This is a genomic window from Kitasatospora sp. NPDC059722, from assembly GCF_042733235.1.
Classification (GTDB): domain Bacteria; phylum Actinomycetota; class Actinomycetes; order Streptomycetales; family Streptomycetaceae; genus Kitasatospora.
The window spans coordinates 4,220-18,701 of record NZ_JBHWGD010000030.1 but is presented as its reverse complement, the minus strand read 5'-3'; the positions used below and the strand labels follow the sequence as shown (position 1 = coordinate 18,701).

At 74.1% G+C, this 14,482-nt stretch carries 14 protein-coding genes and 1 tRNA gene; 10 read left to right on the top strand and 5 right to left on the bottom strand.

The annotated features are described in order from the left end of the window. Positions 1-20 precede the first annotated feature (20 nt). The 7 genes from ACFV4F_RS20330 to mpaP all read left to right on the top strand — a co-directional run bounded on the left by ACFV4F_RS20330 (position 21) and on the right by mpaP (position 4,088). Complete coding sequence (locus ACFV4F_RS20330; protein ID WP_380440650.1) at positions 21-170, top strand: hypothetical protein; 150 nt, start codon at positions 21-23, stop codon at positions 168-170. 68 nt (positions 171-238) lie between these two features. Then, a complete protein-coding gene (locus tag ACFV4F_RS20325; protein WP_380440652.1) occupies positions 239-406 on the top strand; it encodes a hypothetical protein in 168 nt (55 codons plus the stop codon). Between the two features lie 67 nt (positions 407-473). Then, positions 474-632, top strand: a complete 159-nt coding sequence (locus ACFV4F_RS20320) for a hypothetical protein (protein ID WP_380440654.1) — start codon at positions 474-476, stop codon at positions 630-632. A 149-nt stretch (positions 633-781) separates the two neighbouring features. Further along, positions 782-940 carry a hypothetical protein gene (locus ACFV4F_RS20315; RefSeq protein WP_380440656.1) on the top strand — a complete coding sequence of 53 codons (159 nt, stop codon included), beginning with the start codon at positions 782-784 and terminating at the stop codon, positions 938-940. Between the two features lie 28 nt (positions 941-968). Then, entirely contained in the window at positions 969-1,700 is a 732-nt protein-coding gene (locus ACFV4F_RS20310) for an ABC transporter ATP-binding protein (RefSeq protein WP_380504209.1), read from the top strand. After that, positions 1,697-2,449: an ABC transporter permease gene (locus tag ACFV4F_RS20305; RefSeq protein ID WP_380504206.1), complete on the top strand. Its 753-nt coding sequence runs from the start codon at positions 1,697-1,699 to the stop codon at positions 2,447-2,449. Before ACFV4F_RS20310 ends, ACFV4F_RS20305 begins: the two co-directional genes overlap by 4 nt. Position 2,450: 1 nt before the next feature. Beyond that, a complete protein-coding gene (gene mpaP, locus ACFV4F_RS20300) occupies positions 2,451-4,088 on the top strand; it encodes a daptide biosynthesis intramembrane metalloprotease (protein WP_380504203.1) in 1,638 nt (545 codons plus the stop codon). Between the two features lie 24 nt (positions 4,089-4,112). Here the strand turns inward: mpaP and ACFV4F_RS20295 are convergent, their stop codons facing one another. Further along, positions 4,113-5,177: an alpha/beta hydrolase family protein gene (locus ACFV4F_RS20295; RefSeq protein WP_380504200.1), complete on the bottom strand. Its 1,065-nt coding sequence runs from the start codon at positions 5,175-5,177 to the stop codon at positions 4,113-4,115. Between the two features lie 23 nt (positions 5,178-5,200). Then, complete coding sequence (locus tag ACFV4F_RS20290) at positions 5,201-6,121, bottom strand: zinc-binding dehydrogenase (RefSeq protein ID WP_380504197.1); 921 nt, start codon at positions 6,119-6,121, stop codon at positions 5,201-5,203. Positions 6,122-6,286: 165 nt separating this feature from the next. Between ACFV4F_RS20290 and ACFV4F_RS20285 the strand changes: the two genes are divergently transcribed. Next, complete coding sequence (locus ACFV4F_RS20285; protein ID WP_380504194.1) at positions 6,287-7,264, top strand: LysR family transcriptional regulator; 978 nt, start codon at positions 6,287-6,289, stop codon at positions 7,262-7,264. A gap of 15 nt (positions 7,265-7,279) precedes the next feature. Here ACFV4F_RS20285 and ACFV4F_RS20280 read toward each other — a convergent pair whose 3' ends face one another. From ACFV4F_RS20280 to ACFV4F_RS20270, 3 genes are all read right to left on the bottom strand, one after another. Next, positions 7,280-8,467: a serine hydrolase domain-containing protein gene (locus tag ACFV4F_RS20280; RefSeq protein WP_380504191.1), complete on the bottom strand. Its 1,188-nt coding sequence runs from the start codon at positions 8,465-8,467 to the stop codon at positions 7,280-7,282. Between the two features lie 113 nt (positions 8,468-8,580). Continuing rightward, positions 8,581-9,516 (bottom strand): hypothetical protein, encoded by a 936-nt coding sequence (locus ACFV4F_RS20275; protein WP_380504188.1) that lies wholly within the window; start codon positions 9,514-9,516, stop codon positions 8,581-8,583. Further along, on the bottom strand, positions 9,513-10,034 hold the full coding sequence (locus ACFV4F_RS20270) for a SigE family RNA polymerase sigma factor (RefSeq protein ID WP_380440673.1): 522 nt from the start codon (positions 10,032-10,034) through the stop codon (positions 9,513-9,515). Before ACFV4F_RS20270 ends, ACFV4F_RS20275 begins: the two co-directional genes overlap by 4 nt. 199 nt (positions 10,035-10,233) lie before the next feature. On the opposite strand from ACFV4F_RS20270, the gene hrpA reads away from it, so the two are divergent. After that, positions 10,234-14,217: an ATP-dependent RNA helicase HrpA gene (hrpA, locus tag ACFV4F_RS20265; RefSeq protein ID WP_380504185.1), complete on the top strand. Its 3,984-nt coding sequence runs from the start codon at positions 10,234-10,236 to the stop codon at positions 14,215-14,217. A gap of 119 nt (positions 14,218-14,336) precedes the next feature. After that, positions 14,337-14,410: transfer RNA gene (locus tag ACFV4F_RS20260), tRNA-Asp, on the top strand. The last annotated feature ends 72 nt before the right edge of the window (positions 14,411-14,482 follow it).

Sequence of the window (14,482 nt, the reverse complement as noted above, 5' to 3'; positions counted from 1 at the left end):
AACCGGACTGGAGGCACGGAATGCCCGCTGTCGAGTTTGAGAACCTGCCGGAATTCGACGTCGAAGAGCTGGAAATGCTCGACGCGCCGGGTTTCCTCGGCTGGGACAAGGAGACCTGGGCCGGCTTCGCGGTCGGCGCCGGCATCAGCGCGGGAATCCTCGCGACCTGACGAGCGACACCCGATGGACCACATCTGATGGACCACGCCCGATAAACGACTGCCAATTGGAGAATCACATGCAGCAGAACCAGGACCAGGATCCGGCCACCCGCCCCGACTTCGCGGTCGAGCCCCTGGAGGAGCTGGACGCCCCCGGCTTCATGGACGGCCTCGGGACCGGCATCACCATCGTCGGCGGCGGCGCCGCCATCCTCGAGGCGGCCGGCGTCATCGCCCTGACCTGACCGCGGTCGACACCCGAGAAATCCCACCGATCGACCGGTCGACCGGTCGACCAGTCAAGGAGAACCAGTGAACCAGGACATCACCGCCCAGCCGGAGGCCGCGGACTTCGCGGTCGAGGAGCTCGACACCCTCGCCGCCCCGGGCTGGCTGGACACCGCCCATGACGTCACGCAGATCACCGCCCTCGGTGGCGCGGCCTTCGTCATTGGCCTGAGCATCACCTGATCCACCGTAGGCTGTGGGGGCGGGCGACGGGGGCGACCCCGCGCCCGCCGCCACAGCAGGCGCTGCGAGACCGATGCACCGCCACCTCATGTCCGAAAGGAGCTGGGGGTGCTCCGGTTCCAACCATGGCGGCGCACCTCCGACCGACCATGCGAAGCTTTTACGTAAGCCTGGGCATCGTCAGCCTGGCCATACTCCTCACCAGCCTTCTCGCCCGGCACACCGACGGCCCGCTTCAGACCGGCCTCTGGGTGCTCGTCGGCGTCGAGTGCGTGGCCGCGTTGGCCGTCATGGCCCGCAGGAACTGACCGCCCGGGCTCCATCTGGAGCCACATTTTGAAGCCTCTGATCGTCTGCACAGATCTGACCAAGGAATACGGCGGATTCCGCGCCGTGGACCGGGTCTCCTTCGAGGTCACCGCCGGCAGCGTCACCGCCCTCCTCGGGCGCAACGGGTGCGGCAAGTCCACCACGCTCCGGATGCTGCTCGGGCTGACCGCCCCCACCTCCGGCAGCGCGCTGATCGACGGGGTCCCGTACCGCGAACTCCCTTGCCCCGCAAGGGTCGTGGGCGCGGCGGTCACCGACGTCCCCGGACATCCCGCGCTCACCGTGCGGGCCCAGCTGAGCCTGGTCGCCGAAGCCGTCGGCGCCCCGCCCGGGGCCGTCGACGAGGTCCTGCGGACGATCGACCTGGAGGAAGCCGAGTACCGCCGGATCGACGTGCTGTCCCTCGGCATGCGCCAGCGGCTCTCGCTCGGCTGCGCCCTGGTGGGCTCGCCCCGGATCCTGGTCCTGGACGAGCCCGCCAACGGCCTTGACCCGGACGGGATCCGCTGGCTGCGCGGCTTCCTGCGCTCCTTCGCCGAAGGGGGCGGCGCCGTGCTCGTCTCCAGCCACAGCCTGGACGAGGTCCAGCGCACCGCGGACCACGTGGTCGTGCTCGACCGGACGGTCCGGTACGCGGGCCCGCTGGACGGCCTGCTCGACGACGCCCACGCCACCCTGGACGACGCGTTCCACCACCTCCTGGACGGCACCCGCGACACCGAGGGGGCCGCCGCATGAACGCCGGACCCACCCACCCCGCCCGGTTCACCACCGTCCTGCGCACCGAGCTGCGCAAGCTGCGCGCCGGCCGCGGCCTGCTCTACACCGTCGGCACCGGCCTCGCCCTGATCGCCCTGGCCGCCATCGGCTCGGCCCGGCACGCCACCGAGGCGGCCATGCCGGCCGAGGAGGCGGCACTGGCCGTCATCCACCAGGGTTTCGCAGGGCTGCTGTTCGCCACCATCACCGGCTCGCTCCTGGTCACCGGGGAGTACCGGCACCGCACCTGGACCCGCACCTACCTGGTCACTCCGGACCGGACGCGGGTGCTCGCCGCCAAGGCGGCGGCCTCGGTGGCCGTCAGCCTCCCGGTCGGCGTGCTGTCCGCGCTCGTGAGCACCGCCATCGCGGCCGGCTTCGGCCACGCCCCCGTCAACACCTGGGAGGTGTGGCGGCTGCTGCTGACGATCGTGCTGGTCAGCACCCTCGCCGGCCCCTGGGGGGTGGCCCTCGGCTACCTGATCCGCAACCAGGTCGCCACCGTGCTCGCCGTCGTCGCGTACACCAGCGGCATCGAGGCCGTCGTGATCGTCGCGCTCCCCGACTTCGGGCGCTTCCTGCCCGGCGGCACCCAGCTGTCCCTGCTGCACGACCCCGAGCTGACCGCGCCGCTGCCCGGCTGGGCCGCGCTGGCCCTGCTCCTCGGCTACATCGCGGCGGCCCTCCTCGGTGCGGTGTTCCGGGAGCGCACGGCGGAGCCGAACTGACATGGGGACCGCCACTGCCGCACCCGTCCGGGACGTCCCCGCCAGGCCGCAGGTGCGGCCCGGGATCGAGCTCATCGCACCGGAGAACGGCGAGCGGGCCTGGACGGCCGCCGACCACGACTCGGGCCGGTTCACCCGCCTCGGCGCCGGCGCCGCCACCCTCCTCCAGGGCCTCGACGGCACCCGTGACCTGGACCGGCTCCGGGCCGACCTGGCCCCGTCCGTCCCGGCGGAGGTGCTCGACACCGCGCTGCGCCGCTTCACCGACCTCGGGCTGCTGACCGGCACCGCCCCCGAGAGCCCGGGCAACGGCCGCTTCCAGTACCGCCGCCCGGCCGCGCTGCAGTTCACGGTGTTCCGGCGCCCGGGCTTCCTCGCTCCGGGCCGCCCGCTGCCCCGGCTGATGGCCAACCGGGTGAGCACCGCGCTGTGCGGTGCCGCCGTGTTCGCCGGGCTGGCGGTGGTCCTCTCCGGCGCCGTCCGGATCTCCGAGGCCGCCTGGCGGCCCCAGCCCTGGCAGTACTGGGCGATCGCCATGGGCGTCGTGATCGCGGTCAACGGCCTGCACGAACTCGCCCACGGCGCCTGCCTCGCCCGGTACGGCGGGCACGCCCGCCGGATCGGCGTCATGCTGCTGTACCTGACGCCGGCGATGTTCTGCGACGTCACCGACGTGTGGCGGCTGCGCGACCGCCGCCAGCGGGTCATGGTCGCGCTGGCCGGGGTCACCTGCCAGCTCGGCTGCGCGGGCGTGCTCGCGCTGGGCTCGGCGGTCACCGCCGGCGCCGCCTGCGACCTGCTCGGCGTGTGCGCGACGATGACCACGTTCGCGGGGCTGTTCAACCTGCTGCCGTTCATCAAGCTCGACGGCTACATCGCCCTCATGGCGTGGGTGGACATCCCGAACCTGCGGGAGAAGAGCATGGCCGACGTCCGTGCCCTCGCCGGCTGGGTGGCCTTCGGCGGACCCCGGCCCGCCCGCACCCTGGCCGACGGCTGGGCCGTGTACGGGGCCGTCTGCCTGCTCTTCCCCTGGTTGCTGCTCGGCAACCTGCTCATCGCCGGGCGGGCGGCCCTGATCGGCTTCGGGCCGATGGGGGCGCTGTCCTGGCTGTGCCTCCTCGCCGCGCTGGCCCTCCACATCGCGGTCCGGCTGTTCCACGCCTACCGTGCGAGCGGCGCCCGCACCCCCTTGCGCGGTCTGCTCGCCCTGGGCGCGGGCGCGGCGGTCCTCGCCGGCCTCGCACACGCCCGCCCGTACACCGAGACCGAGTACGGCGCCTACACCGTCACCGGCGACGGCGTCCGTCTGCTGCTCCCGGACGCACCGGGAGTCCGCGCCCCCCAGCCGGGTGGCGAGGTCTCCCTCATGCACCTGGGGATCCTCGGGCGACAGCCCGTCGGCACCGCGGTCACCGGAACCTCCATGGGCACGGAGACCGTCCCGGCGGAGCCCTTCCTCCCGGTCACGGGGGTCCCCGGCTCGCTGTCGGCGAAGGTGTACACGCTCTCCCGCCCCACCGGCGCCGAACCGGGGGACCAGGGCATGGCGGTCGTTGCGACCGGGAGCACGGACCTCCTGACCCACCTGGCCAGGGCGGCCGTGCTCGACCCGTGGCGACTCGTGGTCGACGGCTGACGTCGCCTCCGGGGAATCCCCGCCCTACAGACGGCCCGTGAGCCAGTCGGCCGTGGTGGGGAGCCAGTCGGGGAGGGCGGTGCCCAGCAGGTGGTTGCCGTGCGGGACGAGGAGGAGCTCGGCGGCGGGGGCCTCGGCGGCGAGGGGGGTCGCGTTGGTGACGCCCGGGATCACGTCCTCGCCGCCCTCGACGACGAGGACCGGCACGGTCAGCGCGGGCACCAGGCCCGTCACGTCCAGCCGGGCGGCGAACGCGCGGGCGGCCTCGGGGCCGCCGCAGCGCTGGACGAGGGTCGCGCGGACGAACGGGGGGAGCTCGTCCCACGCCAGCCGGTACGGGCCGCTGACCAGTGCGGCGGCCCGTACGCGCGGCTCGTGGGCGGCGGCCGTCGCCGCGTAGTAGCCGCCGAGGCTCAGGCCGACGACCGCGATCCGGTCGGGGTCCAGGCCGTCGCGGCCGGCGAGGGCGTCGATCGCGCGGCCGACGACGCGCTGGTAGTCCGGTTCGGGGACGCTGCCGGCGGCGAGGACGCCCTGGCCGGGGCCGTCGATCGCGAGGACGGCCGAGCCGCGGGCCAGCAGGGCCTCGACGACGGCGTGGAACTCCTCCTTGCCGGAGTCCATCCCCGGCACGACCAGCACGACCGGCCGGGGTGCCGCCGGGCCGCCGGACGGGCGGCGCAGCCAGCCCGCGAAGCCGTCGCCCTCGACCCGTTCCGCCGCCGGGTCGAGGTGGGCCAGCGCCCGCCGCATGGCCTCGTCCGCGTCGGCGGCGGTCCGGGCGGCGGCCTCGCGGTCGGGGTGCGGGAGCCACCCGGCGACGTGGTGCCAGCGGGCGGCCGTCCGGTACGCCTCGCCGGCGGTGACGCCCCGGCCCTCGGCGGCGGCGCGCCCGGCGGCCTCCGCGTGGCGCTGCCCGGCGGCGGCGCACGCGGCGGGCCAGTCGTGCGCGGAGGCCAGCGGGGCGGTCACCCGGTCGTAGTCGTACGGGTCGAGGCCGGCGCCGTGGGCGCGGGGGCGGCTGACCTCGACGAAGGCGGCGAGGAAGCCGGGGTCGTCGAGGAAGGAGAAGAAGGAGTCGTCGGACATCGTCGGTTCCCTTTCGGCGCGGATCAGTTGACGGTCAGGACGGCCTTGCCGCGGATGCGGCGGTCGCGCAGGTCGGTGAGGGTGGCGGCGGTCTCGGACCAGGGCGCGACCCGGCCGAGCTCGGGGGTCAGGCGGCCCTCCGCGACCAGGCGGACCAGGGTGGCGAGGTCGCGGCCGTCGGGCACGTCGGAGTCGGCGTAGTGGAAGTGCCGCAGGGTCGCGGACTCCGGGCCGGTGAAGAAGTCGAAGAAGTCGAGCGTGGCGGGCCGCCGGGAGGCCTGGCCGAACCAGATCAGGGTGCCGCGCCGGGCCAGCCGGGCGAGGGCGAGCGGCAGCGCGTCGCCGCCGGTGGACTCCAGCACCAGGTCGTACGGGCCGCGCGCCGCGCCGACCTCGTGGACCACCTCGGCCGCGCCGAGCTCGGCGAGCCGCCGGCCGCGCTCGGGGGAGGCGGCGACGACGGTCAGTTCGGCCCCGGCGGCGGAGGCCAACTCGGTGAAGTAGTGCCCGACGCCGCCGGAGGCACCGGTCAGCAGCACCCGGCGGCCGGCCAGCGCGCCCGCCGTGCGGAGCAGGCGCAGCGCGGTGAGGCCGGCCAGCGGGAGGGCGGCGGCGCGGACGGCGTCGATGGAGTCGGGGAGCTCGGCGAGCGAGCTCGTGGGCACGCGCACGTACTCGGCCCAGCCGCCCGCGGGCGGGTGGCCGACCACGCGGCGGCACACGCCCGGCCCGGAGCCGTCGGCGGCGGCCTGGACGACCAGGCCCGCGACGTCCTTGCCCGGCCGCCAGCCCGGCTCGGGGGCCTCCAGCTTGAAGGTCTCACCCCGGTTGACCGAGAACGCTTCGACCTTGACCAGGGCCTCCCCCGGTCCCGGCTCCGGCTGCGCGACCTCCGCGAACCCGACCGGTGCGTCCGCCCGGCCGGTCGGTACCAGCGCCTTCATCCCGTTCTCCCCTCTCGGCGTAGCGTCCCGTTGACCGGCCCAGCACACCGCGGCGGCCCGGAGCCGGTCCAACAACCGCCGGGCGCCGCCGACAACGGGCGGTTGTCGTCCGGGGAACGGCGGCACCCGGCCTGAGCCGAGAGACACGCCCTAAGCTGACGCCTCATGGATCTTGATCTCGCGCAGGTGCGGGCGTTCGTGGCCGCCGCCGAGGAGGCGCACTTCGGGCGGGCGGCGGGGCGGCTCGGGGTCAGCCAGCAGGCGCTGTCGAAGCGGGTGGCCCGGCTGGAGGGCGCCCTCGGGGTGCGGCTGCTGGACCGGGACGCCCGGGGCGTGGGCCTCACCGAGGAGGGCCGGCGGTTCCTGGAGCCGGCCCGGCGGGTGCTCGACCAGGGGGACCGGGCGGTGGCGGCGGTGACGTGCGCCGCCCGGCCGCTGCGGATCGACGTCTGGGGTCACCTGTTCGCGCCGATGCGCACCGTCGCGCAGGCGCTGGACGGCGCGCCGGGGCTGGAGGTGGAGCCGGTGCCCGGCCGGGACCTGCCGTCGGTCGCGGCGGCGCTGCTGCGCGGGGAGTCGGACGCGGGCTTCGGCCGGGTGCACCCGCTGCCGGAGGGCCGGGACGCGGGGCTGACGCACCGGCTGGTGCGGCTGGAGCCGGTGGACGTGCTGCTGTCGGCCGGCCACCCGCTGGCCGGCCGGGACGTGCTGCGCCCGGCCGACCTGCGCGGCAGCGTGCTGCGCTACCCGGCGGCGGTGGACCGGCTGGACTTCCTGACCAGGTTCGCGGACCGGTTCGGCATCGAGCGGCGGGCCGGCTCGACCAACCTGGGGCTGGAGCACTTCGTCGAGCAGGTCCGCGCCGCCCCGGACTGCTTCTCCCTCGTCCCCGCCGACGTCCCGCTCCCGGACCGTCCGGGTGTGCGGACCGTCCCGCTGGTCGAGCCGACGCCGCTGTACGCGTGGTCGCTGCTTTGGCGCGCCGAGGGCGGCCCGGGTGACGGCGCGGCCGCCGACCAGCACCCCCGGCTCCAGCCGCTGCTGCGGGCGTTCGCCGAGGAGGCGCGGCGCAGCAGGTGGCTGGAGTACGACCCGGCCCGCGACTGGCTGCCGGACCCGGACGAGGCCGCGCTCACCCCGTAGGACCCCCTGGCCCCGTCACGCCACCGCCTGGTACGCGAGCACCTCGAAGTCCCGTGCGACCGCGGGCGGGGTGGGGCCGTCGAACATGCGCTGGGTGAGCAGGATGCCCGTCAGCCGCTCCTTCGGGTCGTTGAACCAGGTGGTGCCGAGGCCGCCGTCCCAGCCGTAGCGGCCGGGGGTGGGCAGGCCGTCGCGGGTGGTGGCGACGGAGACGCCGAAGCCCCAGCCGGTGAGCTCGTCGCGGCCCAGCAGCGGTGCGGAGGCGGTGAGTTGGGCGGGGGTGAGCTGGTTGGTGGTCATCAGCTCGACGGTGGGGCGGGAGAGGATCCGGACGTCTCCGTGGGTGCCGCCGGCGAGGAGCATCCGGGCGAAGGCGAGGTAGTCGTCGACGGTCGAGACGAGGTCGGCGCCGCCGTCGTCGAGGGCCGCGGGCCGGGACCAGGCGCTGTCGGCGGGGTCGTCGTAGACGACGAGGCCGCGGGCGGGGTCGTGCCAGTACTCGACGGGGAGCCGGTGCAACCGGTCGGCCGGGACGGTGAAGCCGGTGTCCCGCATGCCGAGGGGGCCGAGGACGCGCTCGCGCAGCACGTCGCCGAGGGGCTTGCCGCAGGCGCGGGCGAGCAGGATGCCGAGGACGACCGAGCCGGTGTGGTAGTGCCAGCCGGCCCCGGGCTGGTGCAGCAGCGGCAACTCGCCGAGCCGGCGCAGGAATTCGTCCGGCGCTGGGTAGTCGGCGCGCGGCGGCAGGACGTTGACGCCGCGTTCGGCCATGGCGGCGGCGATCGGGGCGCCGCTCGGCGTGGTGAGTCCGTAGCCGAGCCGGAAGGTGAGCAGGTCGCGCAGGCTGATCGGGCGGGCGGCGGGCTCGGTGTCGTCGAGCGGGCCGTCCGGCCGGCGCAGCACGCGCCGGCCGGCGAGTTCGGGCAGCAGGTCGTCGAGCGGGTCGTCGAGGCGCAGGACGCACTCCTCGACCAGGGTGAGCGCGGCCACGGCGGTGACGGGCTTGCTCATGGACGCGATGCGGAAGATCGTGTCGCGCCGCACCGGCGCGCCGCCCCCGGCCGTGTGGCTGCCGAGGACCTCGACGTGCTCGTCGCCGTCCCGGGCGACGGCCGCCACCAGGCCGGGCACGGCACCCCGTTCGACGTGCCCGGCCAGCACCCGGTGCAGGCGCTCCAGCCGTTCCTTCGACAACCCGCTCATCGTCCACCGCCCTTCCGGACCGCTGACGGTCCGTCGATCGACTCGTCCGGCACCACGATGGCGCACGGCGGCGACGATCGGGGCGGAACGGGGCGGGAAGGGGCTGCCGCGGCTCAGTTGGTGCGGAGCCAGTGGTCGGTGGTCCGCAGCACCGAACCGTCCGCGGCGTAGGTGGTGAAGGTCTTGACGCCGGAGCCCGGCTTCGCCATGAGGCCGAACCAGCGCAGCGTGGAGTCCCCGGCCGCGACCGGCACCGCCTCGGTGGAGCCGCCGGTCGCCCAGGTGATCACGACCTTCGCCACCTCGGGCCCGACGCCGCCGGCCACCACCGGCGGGAGGCCGGACTCCGCCGCGTCCTTGAGGCCCAGCGACGTGCTCACGCTGGCGACTCCTCCCTTGTACGGTCCGCCCGGCTCGTTGACCACGTGGACGGAGTCGTCCGGCTGCCGCTTGCCGTCCACGGTGTAGTAGAGGTTCGCCAGGTCGTTGTGCGGGGCCCAGTTGCCGGCCGCGTCCTGCGGGAGCAGCGAGCGCGGGTCCGGGTCGGCGGCGGTCCGTTCCTTCCGCATCGTCTCGATCTGCCGGAGGGCGTCCTGCTCGGTGGCCGGGCCGGGCCACTCGGCGACCCAGGCCTGCCAGGTGTGGCCGTTCGCGCTGCCCTCGCCGATCTTGACGCGGATCGGGGTGAACGGGTCCCGCGCGGCCCCGGCCGGGCTGCCCGGGGCGGACGGCGTACCCGACGAAGCCGGGGAGGCGGAGGGAGCGGCAGCCGTGGAAGGAGCCGCCGCCACCGCGGCGCCGCCCGTCCCCGGCCCGTGGCCGCCGAACGCCGAGGCGACCCCGGCCACCGCGACGACCGCCGCCGCGGCCGCCGCCCCGGCCAGCAGCCGACGGCACCGCAGCCGACGCCTCCCGCCGGCGACCAGCCGGTCGTACGGCACCGCGTCGGCCTCGATGCTCCCGGCCAGGTCGCCCAGCGCCCACGAGGCGGCGGCCTCCTCCGCCGCCGTCGGCGCGTGCTCGTTCCCGGGCATGGACTCCGTGCTCATCTGCTACCTCCGATGGTGGTCAGTCCGTCCAGCGAGGAGGACTCCCGGAGCTTGGCCAGCCCCCTGGCCGCCTGGCTCTTCACGTTCCCGACCGAGCAGTCCATCGCCGCCGCGGTCTGGGACTCGCTGAGGTCCTCCCAGTACCGCAGCACCACCGCCTCGCGCTGGCGCGGCGGCAGGGCGGCGAGCGCGGCGAGCAGCACGGCCCGGTCGTCCGGGTCGGCCCCGGCCGGGGCGGGCCGGTCGGGCGGGGCCTCTACCAGGTACTCGGCCGGTCTGCGCCGCCGCCACCGCCGGGCGTGCTCGTTGACCAGGATCCGGCGCACGTACGCGTTCGGGTCGTCCGCCGCGCGGACCTTGTTCCAGTGCACGTACGCGCGCTCCAGCGCCTGCTGGACCAGGTCCTCGGCGCCGTGCCGGTCCCCCGCCAGCAAGTACGCCGTGCGCAGCAGCCGCGTCCACGCGCTGCCGGTGAACGCGCGGAACTCGTCGTCCCGCGCGGCCTTGTGGGCTCCCATGAGCACCTCCTCACCCCACCTGAGTCCGGGGCGCCCGGAAACCGTTGCCCGCACCCGCCCGGAATCCTCCGGGCCCGCCGTGGCGTTTCCGCACCGATCCGGCCACCCGCCGTTCGCGGATCGCCACCGGCGACTGTGACACTGGAGGGGCTCGAAAACCGAGGTGCGCGCCGCCGTGCCTCCTTGCGAACCTAGAGGGATGCCCGCAGTGAGTTCTCCCGCAGTCCAGTCCGCCGCCGCTCCCGCGGAGGGCCCCGGTATCGGCGAGCTGGCCGCCCGCCTGCCCGAGCTGACCCTGCGCGACGAGGTGCGGATCGGACGCCGGCTGGAGGGGGCCCGCCGGGTCCGCAAACCCGAGGCCCGGCAGAAGATCGCCACCGAGATCGCCGCCGACATCGAACGCGCCGAGCTGCTGGTCGAGCAGCGCCGGGGCGCCGTCCCGAAGATCACCTATCCCGCCGAGCTCCCGGTCAGCCAGAAGAAGGACGAGATCCTGGCGGCGATCCGGGACCACCAGGTGGTGATCGTCGCGGGCGAGACCGGCTCCGGCAAGACCACCCAGATCCCGAAGATCTGCCTGGAGCTCGGCCGGGGCGTGCGCGGCCTGGTGGGCCACACCCAGCCCCGCCGGATCGCGGCCCGCACGGTGGCCGAGCGCGTCGCGGAGGAGCTGCGCAGCCCGCTCGGCGAGGCCGTCGGCTGGAAGGTCCGCTTCACCGACCAGGTCGGCCAGGACACCCTGGTCAAGCTGATGACGGACGGCATCCTGCTCGCCGAGATCCAGACCGACCGGGACCTGCACCAGTACGACACCCTGATCATCGACGAGGCGCACGAACGCAGCCTCAACATCGACTTCATCCTCGGCTACGTCAAGCAGCTGCTGCCGCGCCGCCCGGACCTCAAGGTCGTGATCACCTCCGCGACCATCGACCCCGAGCGCTTCGCCCGGCACTTCAACGACGCCCCGATCATCGAGGTCTCCGGCCGGACCTACCCCGTGGAGGTCCGCTACCGCCCGATCCTCGACGAGGACGCCGAGGACGACTCCACCGACGCCGACCGCGACCGGGACCAGATCCAGGCGATCTGCGAGGCCGCCCAGGAGCTCCAGGCCGAGGGGCCGGGCGACATCCTGGTCTTCCTCTCCGGCGAGCGCGAGATCCGCGACACCGCCGACGCGCTCACCCGCCTGAAGCTGAAGTCCACCGAGATCCTGCCGCTGTACGCCCGGCTGAGCTCGGCCGAGCAGCACCGGGTGTTCCAGCGCTCCGGCAGCCGCCGGATCGTGCTGGCCACCAACGTCGCCGAGACCTCGCTGACCGTCCCCGGCATCAAGTACGTGATCGACCCGGGCACCGCCCGCATCTCCCGCTACAGCCACCGCACCAAGGTGCAGCGGCTGCCGATCGAGGCGGTCAGCCAGGCCAGCGCCAACCAGCGCAAGGGCCGCTGCGGGCGCACCTCGGACGGCATCTGCATCCGGCTGTACTCGGAGGAGGACTTCCTCTCCCGGCCGGAGTTCACCGACGCCGAGATCCTGCGCACCAACCTGGCCTCGGTCATCCTGCAGATGACGGCCGCCGGCCTCGGCGACATCGCCGCGTTCCCGTTCCTGGACCCGCCGGACTCGCGCAACATCAAGGACGGCGTGCACCTGCTGCACGAGCTCGGCGCCCTGGACCCGGACGAGAAGGACCCGCGCAAGCGCCTCACCGCGCTCGGCCGCAAGCTGGCGCAGCTCCCGGTGGACCCGCGGATGGCCCGCATGGTGCTGGAGGCGGACAAGAACGGCTGCGTGCGCGACGTCATGGTGATCGCCGCCGCGCTGTCCATCCAGGACCCGCGCGAGCGCCCCACCGAGAAGCGCCAGGCCGCCGACGACCGGCACCGCCGGTTCACCTCGGAGACCTCCGACTTCCTCTCCTACCTGGCGATGTGGCGCTACGTCCGGGAGCAGCAGAAGGAGCTCTCGTCCTCGGCCTTCCGCCGCATGTGCAAGGCGGAGTTCCTCAACTACCTGCGCATACGGGAGTGGCAGGACATCTACACCCAGCTGCGCACGGTGGCGAAGCAGTTGGGGGTGACGATCGAGGAGCCGCATCCGGACGCCGAGCCGGACGCGGACCGGATCCACCAGTCGCTGCTCGCCGGGCTGCTCTCCCACATCGGCCTGTTCGACGTGGAGAAGCGCGAGTACGGCGGCGCGCGCGGCGCCCGGTTCGCGGTCTTCCCGGGCTCCGGCCTGTTCAAGAAGCCGCCGCGCTGGGTGATGTCGGCCGAGCTGGTCGAGACGTCCCGGCTGTGGGCCAGGATCAACGCGAAGATCGAGCCGGAGTGGGTCGAGCCGCTGGCCGGCCACCTGCTCAAGCGCAGCTACAGCGAGCCGCACTGGGAGAAGAAGGCCGGCGCCGTCCTCGGCTACGAGCGGGTGACGCTCTACGGGATGCCGATCGTCGCCCAGCGCAAGATCAACTACGGGAAGATCGACCCGGAGCTGTGCCGCGAGCTGTTCATCCGCAACGCGCTGGTGGAGGGCGACTGGGAGACCCACCACAAGTTCTTCGCGGAGAACCGCAGGCTGCTCGGCGAGGTCGAGGAGCTGGAGAACCGGGCCCGCCGGCGCGACATCCTGGTCGACGACCAGACCCTCTTCGACTTCTACGACGCCCGGCTGCCCGAGGACGTCGTCTCCACCCGGCACTTCGACGCGTGGTGGAAGAAGGCCCGGCACGAGCAGCCGGACCTGCTCAGCTTCGAGAAGTCGATGCTGATCAACGACGCCGCGGACGGCGTCACCGAGGCCGACTACCCGGACCACTGGCAGCAGGGCAAGCTCCGCTTCACGCTGACCTACCAGTTCGAACCGGGCAGCGACGCGGACGGCGTGACCGTCCACATCCCGCTGCCGGTGCTCAACCAGGTCACCGCGGAGGGCTTCGACTGGCAGATCCCGGGCCTGCGCGAGGAGCTCGTCACCGCGTGGATCAAGTCGCTGCCGAAGGCGGTCCGGCGCAACTTCGTGCCCGCGCCGGACTTCGCCAAGGCCGCGCTGCGCGCGGTGAAGGACCGCCAGGAGCCGTTGCTCCCGTCCCTGGAGCACGCGCTCAAGCGCCTGACGGCCGTGACCGTCCCGCCGGAGGCCTGGGACGACGACCGGGTGCCGGACCACCTCAAGGTCACCTTCCGGGTCGTGGACGGCCGCCGCAAGCTCGCCGAGTCCAAGGACCTGGAGGAACTGCGGCTGCGGCTCAAGCCGAAGCTCAAGGAGACGCTGTCCTCGGCGGCCTCCGGCCAGGGCATCGAGCAGGGCGGGCTGACCGCCTGGCCGGCCGGCCTGCCGGTGCTCCAGCGCACGTTCGAGCAGCGCTCGCGCGGCCACTCGCTGCGCGCCTACCCGGCGCTGGTGGACGAGGGGCAGTCGGTCGGCGTGAAGCTGTTCGACACCCCGGAGGCCCAAGCGCGGGCGATGTGGGACGGCACCAGGCGGCTGCTGATGCTGACCACCAACTCGCCCGCCAAGTCGATCCAGGGCCGCCTGGGCAACCAGGCCAAGCTGGCGCTCTCGCACAGCCCGCACGGCTCGATCACCGCCCTGTTCGAGGACGTGGTGGCCTGCGCGACGGACCGCCTGATGACCCTGGGCGGCGGCCCGGCCTGGGACGAGGCGGCCTTCGGCAAGCTGCACGACAAGGTGCGCGCGGACCTGTACGACCTGTCCGCGGACGCCACGCTGAAGACGGCCACCGCGCTGATCGCCTTCCACAAGGCCTCGACCCGGCTGCGGACGGTCGGCAGCCCGGTGCTGCTGAACGCGGTGAACGACGTCCGGCTGCACCTGGCCTCGCTCGTCCACCCGGGCTTCGTGACGGACACCGGCTGGCAGCGCCTGCCGGACCTCAAGCGCTACCTGCTGGCGGTGGACCGCCGGCTGGAGGCGCTGCCCAACCACCCGCAGCGGGACGCCCAGCAGCTGCTGAAGGTCCAGCAGGTGCAGCAGGCCTACGGGGAGCTGCTGGCGGCCGTCCCGGCCGGGCGGCAGCCGTCCGCGGAGGTGCGGGCCATCCGCTGGATGATCGAGGAGCTGCGGGTCAGCTTCTTCGCGCAGTCGCTGGGCACGCCGACCCCGGTGTCGGAGAAGCGGATCATGAAGGCGATGGAGGCGGCGCGGGCCGCGCTCTGAGTTCCCGCCGGTGGCCGGGGGTGGGCCCTCAGGAGCCAGTTCGACCTGGGGGCCCACCATGGGCTACGATCTGTCTTGTTCGCAGCGCGGCAAGCGAGTGAACGAGATCAGAAAACTCTGGTCCCGTGGAGCAGTTGGTTAGCTCGCCACCCTGTCAAGGTGGAGGTCGCGGGTTCAAGTCCCGTCGGGATCGCCGCAGTGGGGGGGGGGGGGGCGGCCGGTAGGGGTCGGGGCGCCCCGGGAGGGGGGGAGGGCCGCCCGCAAC